This is a genomic window from Azospirillum soli, from assembly GCF_017876165.1.
Lineage (GTDB): Bacteria > Pseudomonadota > Alphaproteobacteria > Azospirillales > Azospirillaceae > Azospirillum > Azospirillum soli.
The window spans coordinates 510368-529817 of the sequence record NZ_JAGINQ010000001.1; the positions used below are offsets into that span (position 1 = coordinate 510368).

Below are 19450 nucleotides of genomic sequence, written 5' to 3' on the forward strand. Positions count from 1 at the left end.
CCTCGGTCCGCGCCATATCGGCAGGCGGAACGCAAAAGGCGCCGAAGAACGGGCGGGGTCGCGCGGCCTTGGCCAGTCAATCCCCGAACCCCGTCCCCACGGCGTTTTCCGCTTTCGTTCCTGACGGATTGCTTTCCCTATACCCAAAGCAGATTTGCCGGCCGACGCGCCGTCACCCGCCGACCGATCACCCGATGGCCGATCACCCGATGGCCGGAACGCCCTCGGTCAGCGTGACGGTCACGGCGGTACCCCCGCCGGGCTTGCTGTACACGCGGATGGTGCCGCCCATGCGCTCGACCAGCGCCTTGGAGATCAGCAGGCCAAGGCCGCTGCCGATCTCGCCATCGGCGCCGGGGTTGGCGTGATGGTGGTCGATGCGGAACAGGTTGGGCTGAACATCGTCCGGAATGCCCATCCCGTTGTCCTGCACCCGGATGGTCACCTGCCCGTCCACCACCGCCGCCGACAGCATGACGATGCTGCCCGACGGCGAGAAGCGCACCGCATTCTCGATCAGGTGCCGCAACACCGCCGTCAAACCGGTCAGGTCGGCCAGCACGGACGTGGCGAAGATGCGGTTGACGATCAGGATGTCGCGCGCGCGGGCACGCGGCTCCAGCTCCTCCAGCACGTCTTGGAGCATACCGCCGACCTCGTAGACCCGCAGTTCCATGGGAATCTGGTTCAGCTGCAGGCGCGACCACAGCGACAGGTTCTCGATGGTGCGCATGATCTGCCGGCCGGCGTCGGAACACAGGTCGGCGTATTCGCGCACCCCCTCGGCCTTCTGGTCGGTCGAAATCATCTGCGTGGCGCCGAGGATGGCGCTGAGCGGGTCCTTCAGATCCTGGCAGATCTGGCCGAGGAAGCGGTTCATGCGCGACACGGAGTCGGCCAGCTGTTCCCGCTGCGCCTCGCGCTGCACCTCCTGCTCGTGGCGGCGCGAGATGTCGGTGATGAAGATGCAGGCCCCCATGGCGATGCCGTGCTCGTCGTCCAGGCGGGAGTCGTTGAAGATCGTGTAGAGCGGCTGCCCGTCCGCCCGCAGCAGCGCGATGTCGTAGGTGCGGTGGGGGACGAGGTCCCGCATCACCACCTGCCGCTCCAGGATGGGCCGGCATTCCGCCGCCACGTAGCTGAGCATGTGGGTGCCGACCAGCTCCCCCTCCCGATAGCCCAGCATCGCGCAGAGCGCCGGGTTGACGTAGACGGTGACGAGGTCGCGGTCCACGACCCAGCAGCCTTCGGACGTGTGCTCCAGAACCGTGCGGTCGAGATTGTCCCAGCCCGAAGTTTTTCGCGCGGCTTTCGGCAACAACGTCAACATGGCTCCCTCCTGCTCCGTCCGGCCCCCAGGGCACCCTTATTGCGCGAGCGTCTTCCGTCTGGCCGACACCAAATAGTAGGCACAGCCATCGCCGTCGATCAACAGTAGGGATTTTTCAGTTTCGTGAAGAATTAAAGAGCCGTTTGAGGGCCAATAAAATTTTATCTTTCAAACCGGCAACATTTCTTGCTCACGCCATCGCAAACCTCACCACAGTTGATTCAATATTCATTCCGATAACTGGCACGCGCGGGAAGACCACCCAAACAAAATGGCGCGGCGACCCTGGCGAGGACCAAAGTCGCCGCCTTGATATAGACTCTAAACCTTTCCCGTCGCCTTACGTTTTTGTGACATCCGGCTGCGGCGCGGTGGCCGCCCAACAGCGCAACACCTCCGCCACGCTCCACGCCTGGGAAATGCAGCCGCGCGGCCGGAACGGCGGTTCGGCGTCAAATATTTCCGCGATGGTACCAATCCCCGCCTCGTCGAGGTGCGGCAAAAAGTCCTCCAGCAGCCGGCGGGCGCCCTCGCGGTCCTCCGGGTGCACCTTCAGCCAAGCATCGACGTAGGGGCCGATCAGCCAGCCCCACACCGTTCCCTGGTGATAGGCGGCGTCGCGCGCCCGCAGGTCGCCGAAGTATTTCGGCTTGTAGTCGCGGCTGCCCGGCGCCAGCGACCGCAGCCCGACCGGGGTCAGCAGGCGAGTGCGCACCGTCTCCACCACCGGCTCCCACCGGGCGCGGTCCAGCACCGGGTTGTCGAGCGAGATGGCGAATATCTGGTTCGGCCGGCAGGCGGCGTCGTCCCCCTGCTCCCCGTCCACCACGTCGTAGAGGTAGCCGGCGTGCTCGCACCAGAAGCGCCGGTTGAAGGAGACCCGCGCCTGCTCGGCCAGTTCCTCCAGCGGCCGGGCGGCGGCGGCCTCGCCCTCCTCCACCAGCCACGAGGCGGTCAGGCGCAGCGCGTTGTACCACAGGGCGTTGATCTCCACCGCCTTGCCCCGGCGGGGCGTGACCACCCAGTCCTCGACCTTGGCGTCCATCCAGGTCAGCTGATAGCCCTCCTGCCCCTGGCGCAGCAGGCCGTCATCGTGGTCCACCCCGATGCCGAAGCGGGTGCCGCGCCGGTGGTGGTCGATGACCCCGACCAGCTTGGGCAGCAGCAGCTGCAGCGTGTGCCGGTCGCCGGTGGCGCGCAGGTAGCGGTTCAGCGCGTGGAAGAACCACAGCGTCGCGTCGGCGGTGTGGTACAGCCCCTCGTCCTTGCCGTCGGGGAACATGTTGGGGATCAGGCCCTGGCGGATGTAGTGCGCGAAGGTGCGCAGGATCCACCCCGCCTCGACATGCCGCCCGGTGGTCAGGGTCAGCCCCTCCAGGCTGATCATGGTGTCGCGGCCCCAGTCGGTGAACCAGTGATAGCCGGCGATCACCGTGCGCACCTCGTCGCCCTCAGCCCGCGCGCGCATCTGATCCGCGACGCGGCCCGCCGGCACGAAGATGAAGCTGTCGGCCGACAGCACCAGCTCCGCCATCGCCCCCGTCCGCAGCGAAGGATGAGCGGTGTGGACCAGCCGCCGCCGCCGCTCCGCCTCGAAGCGCAGCACGTCGTTCGGCGGCAAGGCCCAGATGCGCTGCCAGGATTCGGTCGCCGCGACGAAGGTGACGGTCTGCCCCTGCGACAGGTGCCCGCTGAAATAGCCGGGCGTCCAAAGGGAGCCGCGCGACTCATACCCCCGGTCAGCCTCCACCTGATAAAAGACGTCGCGCCGGGCGCCGCCGTCCAGCGTCATGGGCAGTTCCGCCCCCTCGATCGCCATGCGCAGCACCGGCAGGCCCGGCCCGGCCTGCACCTCGTACTCGTGGCCGCGCGCGGTGATGCTGTAGTCGCGGGCCAGCGGCTGGTCCACCGCCGCCTCCAGCTTGCGCACGGCCAGCACCGGCCGCAGCCGCAAACGGACCGGCTGCGGCGCCTTCAGAATGCGGTAGGTTACGTGCACGATGTTCTGCCGATGCGGCAGCACCACCTGCTTTTCGATCACCACGTCCCCGATCTCGAACCGCCACACCGGCAGGCCCGATTCCATGCGGAATTCGGCGAGGTTGCCGACCCAGCCGTCATTCCTGGGGTCGGTGTCGGGGTTGTGGCTGCTCAGCCGGCATTCGGTGCCGTCCGCCTGGATCAGCACGTCGTTCACCTGGCTCAGCATCACAACGCGCCCCAGCGGGGCCGGCAGCGCCGCCACCAGCAGCCCGTGATAGCGCCGCGTCACCGCCCCCGAAATGGACGAGGACGCGTAGCCGCCCAGCCCATTCGCGACCAGCCATTCACGGGTGAGGGCGGCGTCGTGCGAGGATCGCAGGACGTCGCGCCCGATCTTGCGGACGAAGTCAGCCATGGGCCTCCTTACGTGGTCTTGGTGTCCGTCTGAAGTTTCGGTGCCAGCACCAGCGCGGCGTGGCCGGGGATGCGCCATGTGTCCCGCACCTCCACCGGCGCCGTGCCGCATCCCCCGTACCGTGTCGATTCGCTGGACCACAGCAGCTCCCACTCCATGCCCGGCGGCGGGGCGAGCAGCGGTTCCGGCACCACGTCCAGGTTCAGGTCGCGGCCCAGATTGACCAGCAGCAGCCGGTCGTCGCCATCCTCCCCGAAGAAACGCAGGACGAACGCCTCCTCGGCCAGCACGGCCCCGTCCAGCCCGCCGACCTTCTGCGCGCTGAACACCGGATCCTCCCGGCGCAGGCGCAGCAGGTCGCGATGCAGGTTCCAAGTCTCCGCGTGCGTCTCCCGTTCCGCGTGGTTCAGCTTCGACCGCCGGAAGGTGTCCTCGTCCTGCGGCTTCATCAAACAGGCGCGCATCTCCGGCGTGGCGAGGCTGGGGAACTGGGACAGGAACTCGGCCCGCCCCTCCTCCACCTTCTCGGCCAGCCAGGGTTCATGGTCGGCGAAATAGTAGAAGGGGCTGCTCGCCGCGAACTCCTGCCCCTGGAACAGCATCGGCGTGCCGGGGCCGAGCAGCGTCAGCGCGGTCATCGCCTTGTAGCGCCCCGGCGAGGTCAGCGCGTGGGCGCGCAGCCCCTTGCCGGAATTGGCGATCTGGTCGTGGTTCTGGATGAAGGTCACGAAGGCCGGGCGCGGCAGCCCGAAGGCCGGCATGCCCCGGCGCTTGCCCTGCCAGCGGTACCACTGCCCCTGATAGAGGAAGCCGTGCTTCATGGCGGAGACGAACTCCTGCGGCGTCCCCTTGTAGTCGGTGTAGTAGGCCTCGTTCCGGCCGGTCAGCGCGACCATGGCCGAATGGTGGAAGTCGTCGTTCCAAATGGCGTCCAGCCCGCAGCCGCCCTGCTCCACCGGGCGGACCATGGTGGCGTGCTGCGGCTCGTTCTCGCCGACCAGGATGGTGGCCCGGCCGCGCGCCGCCTTGCGCACCGCCCGGCTCATTTCCGAGAGGATGTGCGTCTTGCTGGCATCAAAGATCTGCTGCGTGGCGTCCAGCCGCAGGCCGTCCAGATGATACTCGTCGATCCAGTAGGCGGCGTTGGTCAGGAAGAACTCCCGCGCCGGGCCAGCGTCGGGACCGTCGAAGTTGATGGCCTCGCCCCACTCATTCTCATAGCGGTCGGTGAAATAGCCGTCGGCGAAGCATTTCAGGTAATTCCCGCTGGGACCCAGGTGGTTGTAGACCACGTCCAGAATCACCGCGAGGCCCAGCGCGTGCGCCCGGTCCACGAAGCGCCGCATGTCGTCGGGACCGCCGTAGAGCCGCGTCGGCGCGAACAGGTCCACCCCGTCATAGCCCCAGCCGAACCGGCCGGGAAACTCCGCCACCGGCATCAGTTCCAGCACCGTGACGCCGAGGTCGGCGAGTTGCGGCAACTCCCGCATCGCCGCTTCCCAGGTGCCCTCCGGCGTGAAGGTGCCGACGTGCATTTCATAGATGACCTGGCCCTTGATCGACCGCCCCTTCCAACCGCGATCGGTCCAGTCGAAGCGGAACGGATCGACGACCTGCGAGGGACCGTGCGGACCGTCCGGCTGGAAGCGCGACACCGGGTCGGGGTAGAGCTTCTCGTCATCATCCAGGCGGAACCCGTACAGGCTGCCGACCGGCACATTCTCGACGAGCGCGGAGAAATAGCCGCCGCCCTCCGCCTCCATCTCCACCGACCGGCCTTTCTGGTCGGACAAGCTGGCAGGCTCGATCACCAGGGAGACGCGGCGGCACTTCGGTGCCCAGACGCGCGCGTGCACGCAGTCGCCCGGTAACGCCTCCACCCCGACCGGATAGCGGCGGGGGGCGTTCAGTGGCTCTTGATCTTCGGACAGGATTGCTTGGACCATCGGTTCCCCACAACAGGCGGCCGGCCGAATCGATCCCGCCGGATTGATCCCAAAGGACAGGATCGGCCAAGCCGTTTGGGTGTTTTCTCTTCGGACCAACACCGCCACGCCGGAAACCATCCGCTCATGACCCAAAGAGCACCCCGCGTCGTCATTTGGAATGAGTTCCGCCACGAGCGCACGAACGAGGCCGTGGCCGCCCATTACCCGCAGGGCATCCACGAGGCGCTGGCCGCCCCCTTGCGCGCCGCCGGGCTGGAGGTCGCGACCGCCACCCTGGACGAACCCGAACACGGCCTGACCGAGGCACGTCTGGCCGCCACCGACGTGCTGGTCTGGTGGGGGCACAAGGCCCACGCCGAGGTCTCCGACGCCGTCGCGGAGCGGGTGAAGACGCGCGTGACCGAGCATGGAATGGGGCTGGTGGCGCTGCATTCCAGCCACTTCTCCAAGCCCTTCATGGCGCTGATGGGCACCGGCTGTTTCCTGAAGTACCGCGTCGCCGGCGAGCGGGAGCGGCTGTGGGTCGTCGATCCCGGCCACCCCGTGGCGGCGGGCATCGAGGACCACATCGACCTCGACCACGAGGAGATGTACGGCGAGCCCTTCGACGTGCCCCCGCCCGACGATCTGGTCTTCATCAGCTGGTTCAAGGGCGGCGAGGTCTTCCGCAGCGGCTCCGGCTGGCGGCGGGGGATGGGGCGCGTCTTCTACTTCCGCCCCGGCCACGAGACCTACCCCACCTACCACCACCCGCAAATCCAGCGCGTGATCCTGAACGCGGTGCGCTGGGCCGCGAGGCCGGAGGGGCTAACGGCGCCCGTTCGCGGACGCCGCGAGTCGCCGTTGGAGGATCTGGAGTGAATCCCCTCTCCCGCCCCTGGCGGGAGAGGGAACTTGGGCGCCCTACACCCTCTCGCCGAAGCTCCGCGCGGCGGCGTCGATCACCGCCGGGTGGGCGCGCAGCGCGTTCAGCGCGGCGTCGTACCGCTCGTCGCCGACCTCCAGCGTCACGAACACGTCGGTCGCCCCGCCCCGCTCCGCATCGCGCTCCTCGCGGTCGGTCTGGGCGACGTTGCCGAAACGGTCGCGGAGCGCGCCGATGATCTCGGCCTCCACGCCCCGGCCCTTCTCGGCGGGATAGGCATACACGAGCTTCATGGCATCCCCTCCCCTGGATCCCCTCCCTTACGGAGCGAAGACGACCCGCATGCAGTCGTCGTTCTTCTCCTTGAACATCCGGTAGCCGCGCGGGCCATCGTCCAGCGACCACTTGTGGGTCAACAGGTAGGAGGGGTCGAGTTCGCCCTTCTCGATGTGCTCGAACAGGCGCTTGACGTAGCGCTGACCATGCTGCTGGCCCATGCGGAAGGTCAGGCCCTTGTTCATCGCCGCTCCCATGGGGAACTTGTCGATGAAGCCGCCGTAGACGCCGACGATGGACAGCGTGCCGCCCTTGCGGCAGCACTGGATCATCTGGCGCAGCACGCCCGACCGGTCGTTCTCCAGCCCCAGGGCCTGCTTGGTGCGGTCGTACCAGTACTCCACCCCGGTGTCGAAGCCGTCCGCCTCCATGCCCACCGCGTCGATGCACACGTCCGGCCCGCGCCCGCCGGTCATCGCCAGCAGCGCGTCGTAGACGTCCACCCGCGTGTAGTCCAACGGCTCCGCCCCGGCCTTCATCTGCGCGGCCTTAAGCCGGTCCGGGTAGCGGTCGATGCCGATGACCTTTTCCGCCCCCATCAGAAGGGCGCTGCGCATCGCCATCTGGCCGACGCCGCCGCAGCCCCACACGGCCACCACGTCGCCCGGCTTGATGCCGGCCATGTCGGCGGCCATGTAGCCGGTCGGCACGGCGTCCGACACGAAGACCGCCTGCTCGTCCCGCACGCCGTCCGGCACGCGGAAGCAGTTGGTGTCGGCGAAGGGGACGCGGATGTATTCGGCGTGGCTGCCGGCGTAGCCGCCGAAGGCGTGGCTGTAGCCGAAGATGCCCGCCGTGCAATGCCCGTAGGCCGCTTCCTCATAGGCCGGCTGCGGGTTGGAGTTGTCGCACAGCGAGTATTCCTCGTGCTCGCAGTGCCAGCATTTGCCGCAGCCGATGATCGACACGGTGATGACCCGGTCGCCCCGGTTCAGCCGCAGCACCTCCGGCCCCTTCTCCACCACCTCGCCCATGAACTCGTGGCCGATGATGTCGCCGGGCTTCATGGTCGGGACATAGCCGTCGATCAGGTGCAGGTCCGACCCGCAGACGGAGGACAGGTTGACCTTGATGATGGCGTCGCGGGGGCCGAGGATGCGCGGGTCCGGCACCCGCTCCACCCGCAGGTCGTTGACGCCGTTCCAGCAGAGCGCCCTCATTCCACGATCTCCCGCATGCCTCTGCGCCCTCTGGGCTGCCCGTCGATGGTCGGAAGCTCGCCCGCCTCCATGATCCGCTTCAGGCGGCGCAACGCCTCGCGCGCCTGCTGCTCGGGCGCCGATCCGAACAGGCGGGAGACGACGCGCCCGCCTTGCCCGCCCGGCGGCCGGTAGACCAGGGTCAGCCGCACCTCCGTCCCGCGCCCACCGGGGGCGGGGTGGAACATGACCGAACCCCGGTGCGGTAGTTCCGCGTCCACCAGCGTGTGCCAGGTGATCAGCTCGTTTTCGCGCACCTTGTCGAGCCGGCTGTGCCAGACGACCCGCATGCCGCCGGGGCCGTGCGCCTTCCAGCAGCTTTCCGTGTCCGACTGCACCTCCACCGCGTCGAGATGGGGGAACAGCTTCGTCAGGTTGCCGAAGTTGCGCCAGAAGCGGAACAGCTTCTCGGGTTCCGTCGCGATGGTGACGTTGGCCTGGGTCGTCGTCGGGTCCCGGTCCATGGTGGGGAGCAGACCCGCCACATCCATTCTTCTCATGGCCGGCAGGCCGCCTTCCCGCACCCGCCGGGCGACCGGCTCGGCCAGCGGCACCCCGGCCGCCCCGGCCAGGAACAGCCCGCCGCCCAGCGCGGCCAGCGCCCAGCTTCCCCGGCGCAGGCCGGCCAGCCCCAGCGCCGTGCCGCCCATGATGGCGACCCAGCGCTCGGTCGTCCCGGCCTCCGGCCCGTCCGTCAGGGTGTCCAGCGCCATCACCCCTCCTTCCTGAGCAGGTTCAGCTCATAAAGTCCCTTCATCAGGTAGTCGTGCAGGTCGATGCGTTCGGAGATGTCGGTGTAGTGCGAGGCGTCGGGCGCGCGGCCCGCCTCGTCCAGCGCGCGGTCCCACTGGTTGCCGGCGAAGTCGCCGCGTCCGACCATCATGACGGCGCGCAGTTCCATCCGCTGTTCGGGCGACAGCCCTTCCAGCATCCGGGTCAGCTGGTCGAGCGCCTCGCTCGCGTCGGTGGACATGATGTTCAGCGCGTCGAGGTCGGTCGGATTGCGCGAGCCGCGCTCGGCATTCTGTTCGCCCAGGTCGATGTTGCGCATGCCGGCGAGGAAGCGCTGGCGGTCGGCCACGGCCTCGTACGCGAGGTCGGCGGCCTGCTTCACGGTATCGACCGAGATCTGCTTGAGCATGGGTGTCGCACTTCTTTGATCGGTTGTTCGGGTCTGCCTGACTGCAACAGCCGGGCGGCGGCGTTGTCCCGCGCTCCCTCCGGGGCGAGGGAGCGCGGGGCGCCTAGTTGTTCCGGTCGCGCTGTTCCTTCGACGCGCCGCGCGAACCGCCGGAGCCCGAGCCGCGCTCCCGCCCTTGCGAACCGGACTGGTTCTGGCCGGGCTTGTTGCCGGTGGCCTTGTCCGGATCGACGTGCCCGGCCTTCGCCGCCTTGCCGGGACCGCCGGTCTGGTGCTTCTCCTGTTCGGTGTCGCGGTTGCTGCGGGTCATGGGAATCCTCCAGTCTTAGTTGCGGCGACCGGCCCTTCCGGCGCCGGCCGCGTCAGGGACAACAGGCAAGCGACGGGAGCGTCCTGATCGGCGCCGAGGAATCCCGCCTCACCCTCCAACCGGGACGCGGCGGCAACTCCGACCCGGCATCCCGTGTTACCGATGTCGAGAGTCGTCAACAGGAGGAGCTTCATGCCGCTTCTGACCGCCGACATCGGCGAGCGCTCGGAGGAGGGCTACCAACCCGTCCGCCTGGACACCGACCGGGGCGCGGTCGAGGCGCGCTACTACGCATCTCCAGGCTCGGCGCTGGGCGCCATCTGGGTCGGCGGCGTGGGCGGTGGTTTCGACACGCCGGCACGCGGACTCTACCCCCGCCTGGCCGAGGATCTGACGAAGGAGGGCATCGCCTCGCTGCGCCTGCGCTTCCGCAACCCGCGCGACCTGGAGGAGGCGGTGCACGACATCCTCGTCGGCCTCACCTTCCTCGGCCGGCAGGGCATCCACCATGTTGCGCTGATCGGCCATTCCTTCGGCGGAGCGGCGGTGATCCAGGCCGCCGCCTCCAACCGGGGCGCGGTCTGCACGGTGGTGACGCTGGCGACCCAGGGCTACGGCACCGACCCGGTGCGGGACCTCAGCTGCCCGGTCCTGCTGGTGCACGGCGAGGCCGACGAGGTGCTGGCCCCGATGTGCTCCATCCACGTCCACCGCCTCGCCAACGAGCCCAAGAGGCTGGTCCTGATGCCCGGCGCCAGCCATTGCCTGGACGAAACCGCCGAGGCCGTCTGCCGCGAGGTGCGCGACTGGGTAAGGGGAAAGCTGCTGGCCGTCTGACGCATAGCTCTCCCCTCCCCCGCTCGCGAAGGGAGGGTTAGGGTGACGGCCCTCGGCGACCACCTCCGGAGTCCCCGCCCATGCTCGGCACCCTCACCATCCTTCTCCTCTGCCAACTGGCGGGCGAGCTGCTCGCGCGCCTGCTGCATCTGCCGGTGCCGGGGCCGGTCATCGGCATGGTGTTCCTGTTCATCGGCCTGCTGATCCGCGGCGGCGTTCCGGCCCCGATTCAGGAAACGGCGGGCGGCATCCTGCGCCACCTGTCGCTGCTGTTCGTGCCGGCCGGCGTCGGCGTGATGACCCACGCGGAGCGGCTGGGCACCGAGGCGCTGCCCATCGCCGCCGCCCTGTTCGGCAGCACGCTGTTCGGCGTGGCGATCACCGCCTGGGTGATGAATGCGCTGCTGCGCCGCTCCAAAACCGACGGGGAGGGAACGCGATGAGCGCCGATTTCCGCGAAATCTGGGTCTACCTGTCGGCCAGCCCGCTCGCCGGCCTGACCCTGACGCTGGTCGCCTACCAGATCGGCCTGTGGATCTTCGAACGGTTCGGCCGCCGCCCGGTGCTGAACCCGGTCCTGATCGCCGTGCTTCTCCTCGCCGCCGTGCTCAGCGTCACCGGCGTCGAGTACCGCACCTATTTCGAGGGCGCGCAGTTCGTCCATTTCCTGCTCGGCCCGGCGACCGTGGCGCTGGCCGTTCCGCTCTACAACCAGTTCCATCAGGTGCGCCGCTCGGCCCTTGCCATGATCGTGGCGCTGCTGGTCGGCTCCGCCGCGTCGGCCCTGACCGCCGTCGCCATCGCCTGGGCCTTCGGCGGTTCCATGCCCACCCTGCTCTCGCTGGCGCCGAAGTCCGTCACCTCCCCCATCGCCATGGGCGTGTCGGAACAGATCGGCGGCCTGCCGTCCCTGACCGCCGTGTTCGTCATCCTGACGGGCATCATCGCCGCGACGCTGGGCACCTGGGTGCTGAACCTGATTCGGGTGAAGGACTGGCGGGCGCGCGGATTCGGCATGGGCGTGGCCGCGCACGGCATCGGCACCGCCCGCGCCCTTCAGGTCAACGAGGTGGCCGGGGCCTTCGCGGGCCTCGGCATGGGCCTGAACGGCCTGGCGACCGCCATCCTCCTGCCGATCCTCTACCGGCTGATTTTTGGGTGAATCCTACCTTGACACACGGTCTCTGCCTGCGCAGAGTACGCGCCATGATCCACTTCGACCACACGAACGCCCTTCTGCGACTTATCAACCCGGCGCTTTGAGCGTCCGGGTCGTCTGCGTTCGCCTACCCTTTTTCCGGTCGAAGTGTATTTTTCCCATGAGCGCCCACTGCACACAGCGTGTCTCCCGGATGCGTGTCTCCCGGCCGGGGCCGGGGCTGCGACTTAGCAACGGTCGCTGAGCCCGCCCGGCAGCTCCGCGACCGTATCCGCGCCGGTCACTCACGACACGAGACACGCCCCAAGGGAAATCGAGAAGCGCCATGAACCACGTTGCCCCGAACACCGCCGCCGCCCAGAACGCCGGCAAGCACGAGAAGTACGTCCCCTTCGCCCCCGTCAAGCTGACCGACCGCCAGTGGCCGAACCGCACGCTGGACAAGGCGCCGATGTGGTGCTCGGTGGACCTGCGCGACGGCAACCAGGCGCTGATCGAGCCGATGGGCGCCGACCGCAAGCGCGCCATGTTCGACCTGCTGCTGCGCATGGGCTTCAAGGAGATCGAGGTCGGCTTCCCCGCCGCCTCGCAGACCGATTTCGACTTCTGCCGTGAAGTGATCGAGCAGGGCCGCATCCCCGACGGCGTCACCATCCAGGTGCTGACCCAGTCGCGCGAGGAGCTGATCCGCCGCACCTTCGAGGGCATCAAGGGCGCCAAGCGCGCCATCGTGCACCTGTACAACTCGACCTCGGAGCTGCAGCGCCGCGTCGTCTTCGGCATGGACCGCCAGGGCATCATCGACATCGCCGTCGCCGGCACCAAGCTGGTCAAGCAGCTGGCCGCCGAGCATCCGGAGACCGAGATCGTCCTGCAATATTCGCCGGAGAGCTTCACCGGGACGGAGCTGGACTTCGCCCTGGAGATCTGCGAGGCGGTGATGGAGGTCTGGGAGCCGACCCCGCAGAACCGCGTCATCCTGAACCTGCCGGCGACGGTGGAGATGTCCACCCCGAACATCCACGCCGACCAGATCGAGTGGTTCTGCCGCAACCTGAAGAACCGCGACTGCGCGATCATTTCGCTGCATCCGCACAACGACCGTGGCACCGGCGTCGCGGCGGCGGAGCTGGGCATGCTGGCTGGCGCCGACCGCGTCGAGGGCACGCTGTTCGGCAACGGCGAGCGCACCGGCAACGTGGACGTGGTCACGCTGGCGCTGAACCTGCTGACCCAGGGCGTCGATCCGGGCCTGTCCATCGACGATATCAACGAGGTCGTGCGCGTGTCGGAATACTGCACGCAGCTGCCCGTGCACCCGCGCCACCCCTATGCCGGCGAGCTGGTCTTCACGGCCTTCTCCGGCTCGCACCAGGACGCCATCAACAAGGGCCTGAAGGCGCTGTCCAAGTCCAACCACGGCAAATGGGAGGTCCCGTACCTGCCCATCGACCCGCAGGACCTGGGCCGTTCCTACGAGGCGGTGATCCGCATCAACAGCCAGTCCGGCAAGGGCGGCATCGCCTACGTGCTGGAGAAGGACTACGGCTTCCAGATCCCGCGCCGCCTGCAGATCGAGTTCTCCAAGATCGTGCAGCGCATCGCCGACGAGACCGGCAAGGAGCTGTCGCCCGCCGACATCCACGCCGCCTTCAAGGCCGAGTATCTGGACGCCGAGGCCCCGCTGGCCCTGATCGAGCACGGCACCGAGCCGCGCGGCCCCAACTCCGGCCCGCGCACCCTGACCGCCGTGGTCAAGCGCGACGGCAAGGCAGCGACCATCAAGGGCAAGGGCAACGGTCCCATCGACGCCTTCCTGGACGCGCTGCGCCAGGACTGCAAGCTGGACCTGCACGTGGTGGACTACCGCGAACACGCCGTCGGCGAAGGCGAGGACGCCCAGGCGGCGGCCTATGTCGAGGTGAAGACGGCGGACGACCGCACTCTGTTCGGCGTCGGCATCGACCCGGACATCGTGACGGCGTCCTTGCGCGCCCTGGTCAGCGCCGCGAACCGCGCCGCGAAGTAAGAAAAGCGCCGGCAAACGAGCCCCCACCCAACCCTCCCCCACCTTCGGCTCTCAGCGAATGCCACGGCATTCGCCTGACGCCGTCAGCGGGAACGAAGTTCCCGCGAGAGGCGGGGAGGGCTTTTATCTCCTTCCCCCGCCAAAGGTGGGGGAAGGCCGGGATGGGGGCCCGCCGCATCAACTTCCCCACCCCACCTTGCGGCGCCCCTTCCCGCCCCCTATAAGGGCCTGACGCCCTTCATGTCCGACCGGCGGTAAGGATAGCCCTGCATGATCGTGGTCACCGGCGGCGCCGGCTTCATCGGCTCCAACCTCGTGGCAGCCCTGGCGGCGCGCGGCATCACCAACGTCGCGGTGATCGACCGTTTCCGCGATGGCGAGAAATGGCAGAACCTTGCCAAGCGCGAGGTCGCGACCCTCGTCCCGCCCGAAAACACGCTGGCCTTCCTCGATCAGAACGCGGCCGAAATCGACGTGGTCTTCCACCTCGGCGCCGTGTCCGCCACGACCGAGCGCGACGTGGACAAGATCGTCGCCAACAACGTCGCCCTGACGCTGGACCTGTGGAAGTGGTGCGCGTGGCGCGGCGCCCGGCTGATCTACGCGTCCTCCGCCGCGACCTACGGCGACGGCTCGGCCGGCTTCGACGACGACGGCTCTCCCGAAGCCCTGGCCAATCTCCGCCCGCTGAACGCCTATGGCTGGTCCAAGCATCTGGTGGACCGCCGCGTCGCCCGCGTGCTGGCCGAGGGCGACATGGCCCCGCCGCAGTGGGCCGGGCTGAAGTTCTTCAACGTCTACGGCCCGAACGAGCAGCACAAGGGCGACATGATGAGCGTCGTCGCCAAGCTGACGCCCAAGCTCCAGGCCGGGGAACCGGCGCGCCTGTTCAAATCGCACCGCCCGGAGTTCGATGACGGCGGGCAGCTGCGCGACTTCATTTACGTGGACGACTGCGTCGCCGTGATGCTGTGGCTGCTCGACAACCCGGAGGTCAACGGCCTGTTCAACGTCGGCACCGGGCAGGCGCGCAGCTTCAAGGATCTGGCGCTCGCCACCTTCGCCGCCCTCGGCCAGCCTCCGCGCATCGAGTATTTCGACATGCCGGAGGTCTTGCGCGGCAAGTACCAGTATTTCACCGAGGCCAGGACCGAACGCCTGCGCGCCGCCGGCTTCACCCAGCCCTTCACGACGCTGGAAGAGGGTGTGCGCCGCTACGTCCAGGACTTCCTCACCCAACCCGACCCGTACCGCTAACCACACCCCAAAAATAAGCGCCGGGAGCCCGCATGCTCGCCCTAGCCTTTCCCGCCCTCGACCCGGTCGCCTTCGAACTGGGGCCGATCGTCATCCGCTGGTACGCGCTGGCCTATCTGGCCGGCTTCGTGCTGGGCTGGCGCTACTGCCTGCATCTGGCGCGCACCAACCCCGGCCGCCCCTCGGCGGAGGATTTCGACGACTTCCTGACCTGGGCGGTCATCGGCGTGATCCTGGGCGGGCGCATCGGCTACGTGCTGTTCTACAACCTGCCCTTCTACCTCCAGAACCCGCTGGACGCGCTGATGGTCTGGCACGGCGGCATGTCGTTCCACGGCGGCCTGCTCGGCGTCATCCTGGCGATCCTGCTGTTTTCCCTGCGACGGGGCATCTCGCCCTTCGCGTTCGGCGACCTGATCGCCGCCGCCGCACCCATCGGGCTGTTCTTCGGCCGTATCGCCAACTTCATCAACGGCGAACTCTACGGCCGGGCGGCGCCCGACGTGCCGTGGGCAATCGTCTTCCCGCGCGATCCGATGCAGGTGCCCCGCCACCCGAGCCAGCTCTACGAGGCCGCTCTGGAGGGCGCCGTGCTGTTCGTCGTGCTCGCCATCGCCGTGCGCCTTCCCGCCGTGCGCGAGCGGCCGGGCACGGTCGCCGGCCTCTTCTTCATCGGCTACGGCCTGTCGCGCATCATCGTGGAGTTCTTCCGCGAGCCCGACCCGCAGCTTGGCTTCCTGTTCGCCGGGGCCACCATGGGCCAGCTGCTGTCGCTGCCGATGGTCCTGTTCGGCCTGTGGCTGGTCGCCCGCGCCCGCCGGACGGTCGTGGCATGAGCGACGGCGCGGACACCCTCGCCCACCATCTCGCCGCCCGGATCCTGCTGGACGGCCCGCTGTCCGTCGCCGCCTTCATGGGCGAGGCGCTGGGTCACCCCCGCTTCGGCTACTACATGCGCCAGGACCCGTTCGGCGTGTCCGGCGACTTCACCACCGCGCCGGAAATCAGCCAGATGTTCGGCGAACTGGTAGGCCTGTGGTGCGTGGACAGCTGGGCGCGCCTCGGCGGGCCCGCGCCCTTCCATCTCGTGGAACTCGGCCCCGGTCGCGGCACGCTGATGCAGGACGCGCTGCGCGCCGCCGCGCTCGTCCCCGCCTTCCGCGACGCCGCCCAGGTCCACCTCGTCGAGACCAGCCCGACGCTCCGCGCCCGCCAGCGCGCCACCCTGGGCGACACCCCGGTGACGTGGCACAACCGGCTGGAGGACGTGCCGGACGGCCCGACCCTCCTCATCGCCAACGAGTTCTTCGACGCCCTTCCCATCCGCCAGATCCAGAAGACCAACCACGGCTGGTTCGAGCGGCTGATCGACGTCGATCCCGAATCGCCCCCCGATGCCCCCCGCTTCCGCTTCGTGCTGGAAGCCTTCGGCAGCTCCGGTTCGCGACTCGTCCCCGACTCGCTCCGCGACGCGCCGGAGGGCAGCGTGGTCGAGGTCTCCCCGGCGTCCCAATCCGTCGCCCGCCTGATCGGCCAGCGCATCGCGACCGCTCCCGGCACGGCCATCATCATCGATTACGGCTACCCCCAAGGCCCCGCCGTCGGCGACACGCTTCAGGCGCTCCGGAAGCACGCCTTCGCCCCGGTGCTCGACTCGCCCGGCGAGGCCGACCTGACCGCCCATGTAGACTTCGCCTCCATCGCCGCCGCCGCGCGCGAGGGCGGCGCCGACGCCTTCGGCCCTGTGGACCAAGGCGCGTGGCTGACCAGCCTCGGCATCGGCCCGCGCGCCGACGCGCTGAAGCGCACCGCCACGCGGAAGCAGGCCGCCGACATCGACTCCGCGCTCAACCGCTTGATCGCACCCGATCAAATGGGCACCCTGTTCAAGGTCCTCGCGCTGACCTCCCCCGGCCGGGGGGCGCCGGCCGGCTTCGAGGCCCTCTAAAGCGAATTTGCATTCGCTTTAGATTCATATGGCCTCATGTGCCGGCCGGGCTTCGGCCGCACGTGCGGCCGGGACCGCCATCGCGGTCCAAAGCGGATGAAAATCCGCTTTAAGAAAAGAGACAGGGTCAATAAAGGGACAGGGTTGTGATCACGCTTGGCGCGCTGAACGAAATCACCCACATCCGCCACGCCTTCTTCACACGCGCGGGCGGGGTGTCCACGGGGCTGTACGCCTCGCTGAACGTCGGCTTCGGGTCGGGCGACGCCCCGGCCGCCGTCGCGGAAAACCGGGCGCGCGCCGCCGCTCGGCTCGACCTGCCGCCCGAGCGGCTCATCAGCTGCTACCAGGTGCACAGCCCGACCTGCATCACGGTGACCGAGCCCTGGACCCAGGACAAGGCCCCGCAGGCCGACGCCATGGTCACCAAGGTGCCGGGCATCGCGCTGGGCATCCTGACCGCCGACTGTGCGCCCGTGCTGTTCGCCGACGCCAAGGCGAAGGTGATCGGCGCCGCCCACGCCGGCTGGAAGGGTGCGAAGGGCGGCGTGCTGGAGGCCACCGTCAAGGCGATGGCGGCGCTCGGCGCCAAGCCGTCGCGCATCGTCGCCGCGATCGGCCCCTGCATCGCCCAGCGCTCCTACGAGGTCGGGCCGGAGTTCCCCACCCCCTTCCTGGAGGAATCGCCGGAAAACCGCGACTTCTTCGCGCCGTCGCGCAAGGAGGGGCATTTCCTGTTCGACCTGCCCGGCTACGTCACCCGGCGCCTCGGCAACGCGGGCGTGGAGGTGGTCCAACGCTGCCCCAACGACACGCTGGCCGAGGAGGACCGCTTCTTCAGCTACCGCCGCTCCTGCCTGCGCGGCGAGAAGGATTACGGCCGCGGCCTTTCCGCCATCCTTTTGCAGGGGCAATGAGCCTTCAAGGCTAAGCCCCTTCGGCCGACATCGCTCCTCCGGGCAATGTTTGTTGAGCGGATTGATTGCACTCGAACGCAATTCGGGTAAGAATACGTCCGCCGCAAGCATTACCGGGGCAGGCGCATTTCGGAGGAGGACCGGCATGTTGCTCGATTGGCGCGACGAGATGGTCCTCGACCATGGGGGCCTCGACACCGACCACCGGGATCAGCACGATCTGATTCGCCGCTTCGTGGACCTTCCCGGCGAGGAGGAGCAACGCGACGAGGCCCTGTCCATCCTGGAGGAACTGCGCACCGTCTCCACCCGCCATTTCGCGCGGGAGGAGCGGGTGCTGGCCTCCATCAAATACCCGCATCTGGCCGAACACCGTGCCCAGCACCGCCGTCTGGCCGAGATTCTCGGCGAGATCATCATGCAGGTGGAGGCCCGCGAGTCGGCCTTCACCTTCGCCTACACGAAGAGCAAGGCGGACGAGCTGCTGCAATTCTGGTTCTTCGACCATTTCGCGAAGGCCGACCTGCGCCTGAAGACGCACCTCGCGAAATTCGGCGTGCGGTGAGACCGTTGGTATGCGGACGGGCGGTATGCGGGGAACGCAACGCCGGGCTTCCATGGCCTGTTGAACGGCTTGTCATGGAACGTTTACACGGCCACGACCCTTTGTTATGGTCCGGCCCGTTTTCAAGGGGCGGCGTCGGCATAGGGCCGATGGTTGCCCTGAAACCGTTTCCCTGCAGAGAGAGCCGACTGCGATGAAGGTGCTTGCCGGCAACAGCAACCGTCCGCTGGCCGAGGCCATCTCCACCTGTCTCGGCGTGCCGCTGACCAAAGCGAGCATCCGCCGTTTTTCGGACATGGAGGTGTTCGTCGAAATCCTGGAGAACGTGCGCGGCGAGGACGTGTTCGTCATCCAGTCGACGTCGTTCCCGGCCAACGACAACCTGATGGAGCTGCTGGTCACCATCGACGCGCTGCGTCGCGGGTCGGCCCGGCGCATCACGGCGGTCATCCCCTACTACGGCTACGCGCGTCAGGACCGCAAGACCGGTCCCCGCACGCCGATCTCGGCCAAGCTGGTCGCCAACCTGATCACCCAGGCCGGCGCCAACCGCGTGCTGACGATGGACCTGCACGCGGGCCAGATCCAAGGCTTCTTCGACATCCCGACGGACAACCTGATGGCCGCCCCGGTGTTCGAGAAGGACATCCGCGCGACCTTCAGCGACGTCGGTGAAGTGACCATGGTGTCGCCGGACGTCGGCGGCGTGGTGCGCGCCCGCTCGCTGGCCAAGCGCCTGGACGCCGATCTCGCCATCATCGACAAGCGGCGCGAGCGCGCCGGCGTGTCGGAGGTGATGAACATCATTGGTGACGTGAAGAACCGCCGCTGCATCCTGCTGGATGACATCGTGGACTCGGGCGGCACCCTGTGCAACGCCGCGGTCGCGCTGATGGACGCGGGTGCCAAGTCGGTGCACGCCTACTGCACGCACGGCGTTCTGTCCGGCGGTGCCGTCGCCCGCGTGGCCGTCTCCCCGCTGGAGCAGCTGGTCACCACCGACAGCATCCAGGCGACCGAGGCCGTGCGCGTGTCCCGCAACACCCGCCAGCTGACCATCGCCCCGCTGATCGCCGAAGCCATCATGCGCATCAGCGAAGAGCGTTCGGTGTCGAGCCTGTTCTCGTAAAACGACAGGTTCCAGCACGAGAAACGAGCGGAGCGGCTTCGGCCGCTCCGTTTTCGTTTGGACTCCCCTTGACGCGGCGCC

19 protein-coding genes are annotated in these 19450 nt (G+C 68.3%); 11 read left to right on the forward strand and 8 right to left on the reverse strand.

Annotated elements, in window-relative coordinates; all coding sequences use genetic code 11:
• Positions 1 to 202 precede the first annotated feature (202 nt).
• The 3 genes from J2852_RS02425 to treZ form a co-directional block, all read right to left on the reverse strand.
• Entirely contained in the window at positions 203 to 1330 is a 1128-nt protein-coding gene (locus J2852_RS02425; protein WP_209870316.1) for a PAS domain-containing sensor histidine kinase, read from the reverse strand.
• Positions 1331 to 1670: 340 nt separating this feature from the next.
• Positions 1671 to 3728, reverse strand: coding sequence for an amylo-alpha-1,6-glucosidase (locus J2852_RS02430; RefSeq protein ID WP_209870319.1), 2058 nt, complete (start codon positions 3726 to 3728; stop codon positions 1671 to 1673).
• Positions 3729 to 3736: 8 nt separating this feature from the next.
• The gene (gene treZ, locus J2852_RS02435) at positions 3737 to 5674 is read right to left on the reverse strand and encodes a malto-oligosyltrehalose trehalohydrolase (protein WP_209870322.1); all 1938 of its coding nucleotides are present in this window, start codon (positions 5672 to 5674) and stop codon (positions 3737 to 3739) included.
• 126 nt (positions 5675 to 5800) lie between these two features.
• On the opposite strand from treZ, the gene J2852_RS02440 reads away from it, so the two are divergent.
• Positions 5801 to 6538, forward strand: a complete 738-nt coding sequence (locus tag J2852_RS02440) for a ThuA domain-containing protein (RefSeq protein WP_209870324.1) — start codon at positions 5801 to 5803, stop codon at positions 6536 to 6538.
• A gap of 42 nt (positions 6539 to 6580) precedes the next feature.
• Here the strand turns inward: J2852_RS02440 and J2852_RS02445 are convergent, their stop codons facing one another.
• The 5 genes from J2852_RS02445 to J2852_RS02465 all read right to left on the reverse strand — a co-directional run bounded on the left by J2852_RS02445 (position 6581) and on the right by J2852_RS02465 (position 9528).
• Entirely contained in the window at positions 6581 to 6835 is a 255-nt protein-coding gene (locus tag J2852_RS02445; protein ID WP_209870327.1) for a hypothetical protein, read from the reverse strand.
• Positions 6836 to 6862: 27 nt separating this feature from the next.
• A complete protein-coding gene (locus tag J2852_RS02450) occupies positions 6863 to 8038 on the reverse strand; it encodes a zinc-dependent alcohol dehydrogenase (RefSeq protein WP_209870331.1) in 1176 nt (391 codons plus the stop codon).
• The gene (locus tag J2852_RS02455) at positions 8035 to 8790 is read right to left on the reverse strand and encodes an SRPBCC family protein (RefSeq protein ID WP_209870334.1); all 756 of its coding nucleotides are present in this window, start codon (positions 8788 to 8790) and stop codon (positions 8035 to 8037) included. The genes J2852_RS02450 and J2852_RS02455 overlap by 4 nt, the downstream gene beginning before the upstream one ends.
• Positions 8790 to 9218, reverse strand: coding sequence for a DUF3775 domain-containing protein (locus J2852_RS02460; RefSeq protein WP_209870336.1), 429 nt, complete (start codon positions 9216 to 9218; stop codon positions 8790 to 8792). The genes J2852_RS02455 and J2852_RS02460 overlap by 1 nt, the downstream gene beginning before the upstream one ends.
• 103 nt (positions 9219 to 9321) lie before the next feature.
• Positions 9322 to 9528, reverse strand: coding sequence for a hypothetical protein (locus J2852_RS02465; protein WP_209870338.1), 207 nt, complete (start codon positions 9526 to 9528; stop codon positions 9322 to 9324).
• A 192-nt stretch (positions 9529 to 9720) separates the two neighbouring features.
• Between J2852_RS02465 and J2852_RS02470 the strand changes: the two genes are divergently transcribed.
• From J2852_RS02470 to J2852_RS02515, 10 genes are all read left to right on the forward strand, one after another.
• On the forward strand, positions 9721 to 10365 hold the full coding sequence (locus J2852_RS02470; RefSeq protein ID WP_209870341.1) for an alpha/beta hydrolase: 645 nt from the start codon (positions 9721 to 9723) through the stop codon (positions 10363 to 10365).
• An 80-nt stretch (positions 10366 to 10445) separates the two neighbouring features.
• A complete protein-coding gene (locus J2852_RS02475) occupies positions 10446 to 10808 on the forward strand; it encodes a CidA/LrgA family protein (protein WP_209870343.1) in 363 nt (120 codons plus the stop codon).
• A complete protein-coding gene (locus J2852_RS02480; protein ID WP_209870346.1) occupies positions 10805 to 11527 on the forward strand; it encodes an LrgB family protein in 723 nt (240 codons plus the stop codon). The genes J2852_RS02475 and J2852_RS02480 overlap by 4 nt, the downstream gene beginning before the upstream one ends.
• 322 nt (positions 11528 to 11849) lie before the next feature.
• Positions 11850 to 13553, forward strand: a complete 1704-nt coding sequence (leuA, locus tag J2852_RS02485) for a 2-isopropylmalate synthase (protein WP_209870349.1) — start codon at positions 11850 to 11852, stop codon at positions 13551 to 13553.
• Positions 13554 to 13823: 270 nt separating this feature from the next.
• Positions 13824 to 14810 carry an ADP-glyceromanno-heptose 6-epimerase gene (gene rfaD, locus J2852_RS02490; RefSeq protein WP_209870352.1) on the forward strand — a complete coding sequence of 329 codons (987 nt, stop codon included), beginning with the start codon at positions 13824 to 13826 and terminating at the stop codon, positions 14808 to 14810.
• Between the two features lie 32 nt (positions 14811 to 14842).
• Positions 14843 to 15646, forward strand: a complete 804-nt coding sequence (gene lgt, locus J2852_RS02495) for a prolipoprotein diacylglyceryl transferase (RefSeq protein ID WP_209870355.1) — start codon at positions 14843 to 14845, stop codon at positions 15644 to 15646.
• Complete coding sequence (locus tag J2852_RS02500; RefSeq protein WP_209870357.1) at positions 15643 to 16758, forward strand: class I SAM-dependent methyltransferase; 1116 nt, start codon at positions 15643 to 15645, stop codon at positions 16756 to 16758. Before lgt ends, J2852_RS02500 begins: the two co-directional genes overlap by 4 nt.
• Positions 16759 to 16904: 146 nt before the next feature.
• Complete coding sequence (gene pgeF / locus J2852_RS02505; protein WP_209870360.1) at positions 16905 to 17675, forward strand: peptidoglycan editing factor PgeF; 771 nt, start codon at positions 16905 to 16907, stop codon at positions 17673 to 17675.
• Between the two features lie 145 nt (positions 17676 to 17820).
• Positions 17821 to 18240 (forward strand): bacteriohemerythrin, encoded by a 420-nt coding sequence (locus tag J2852_RS02510; protein WP_209870363.1) that lies wholly within the window; start codon positions 17821 to 17823, stop codon positions 18238 to 18240.
• 193 nt (positions 18241 to 18433) lie between these two features.
• A complete protein-coding gene (locus tag J2852_RS02515) occupies positions 18434 to 19369 on the forward strand; it encodes a ribose-phosphate pyrophosphokinase (protein ID WP_209870366.1) in 936 nt (311 codons plus the stop codon).
• Positions 19370 to 19450 lie beyond the last annotated feature (81 nt).

Coding starts and splice junctions, on each gene's coding strand:
- J2852_RS02500 (WP_209870357.1), top strand. CDS start 15,643: ATGAGCGACGGCGCGGACACCCTCGCCCACCATCTCGCCGCCCGGATC.
- J2852_RS02445 (WP_209870327.1), bottom strand. CDS start 6,835: ATGAAGCTCGTGTATGCCTATCCCGCCGAGAAGGGCCGGGGCGTGGAG.
- rfaD (WP_209870352.1), top strand. CDS start 13,824: ATGATCGTGGTCACCGGCGGCGCCGGCTTCATCGGCTCCAACCTCGTG.
- J2852_RS02460 (WP_209870336.1), bottom strand. CDS start 9,218: ATGCTCAAGCAGATCTCGGTCGATACCGTGAAGCAGGCCGCCGACCTC.
- J2852_RS02440 (WP_209870324.1), top strand. CDS start 5,801: ATGACCCAAAGAGCACCCCGCGTCGTCATTTGGAATGAGTTCCGCCAC.
- J2852_RS02450 (WP_209870331.1), bottom strand. CDS start 8,038: ATGAGGGCGCTCTGCTGGAACGGCGTCAACGACCTGCGGGTGGAGCGG.
- treZ (WP_209870322.1), bottom strand. CDS start 5,674: ATGGTCCAAGCAATCCTGTCCGAAGATCAAGAGCCACTGAACGCCCCC.
- J2852_RS02515 (WP_209870366.1), top strand. CDS start 18,434: ATGAAGGTGCTTGCCGGCAACAGCAACCGTCCGCTGGCCGAGGCCATC.
- J2852_RS02425 (WP_209870316.1), bottom strand. CDS start 1,330: ATGTTGACGTTGTTGCCGAAAGCCGCGCGAAAAACTTCGGGCTGGGAC.
- J2852_RS02465 (WP_209870338.1), bottom strand. CDS start 9,528: ATGACCCGCAGCAACCGCGACACCGAACAGGAGAAGCACCAGACCGGC.
- lgt (WP_209870355.1), top strand. CDS start 14,843: ATGCTCGCCCTAGCCTTTCCCGCCCTCGACCCGGTCGCCTTCGAACTG.
- J2852_RS02430 (WP_209870319.1), bottom strand. CDS start 3,728: ATGGCTGACTTCGTCCGCAAGATCGGGCGCGACGTCCTGCGATCCTCG.
- J2852_RS02510 (WP_209870363.1), top strand. CDS start 17,821: ATGTTGCTCGATTGGCGCGACGAGATGGTCCTCGACCATGGGGGCCTC.
- J2852_RS02480 (WP_209870346.1), top strand. CDS start 10,805: ATGAGCGCCGATTTCCGCGAAATCTGGGTCTACCTGTCGGCCAGCCCG.
- J2852_RS02470 (WP_209870341.1), top strand. CDS start 9,721: ATGCCGCTTCTGACCGCCGACATCGGCGAGCGCTCGGAGGAGGGCTAC.
- J2852_RS02475 (WP_209870343.1), top strand. CDS start 10,446: ATGCTCGGCACCCTCACCATCCTTCTCCTCTGCCAACTGGCGGGCGAG.
- leuA (WP_209870349.1), top strand. CDS start 11,850: ATGAACCACGTTGCCCCGAACACCGCCGCCGCCCAGAACGCCGGCAAG.
- J2852_RS02455 (WP_209870334.1), bottom strand. CDS start 8,790: ATGGCGCTGGACACCCTGACGGACGGGCCGGAGGCCGGGACGACCGAG.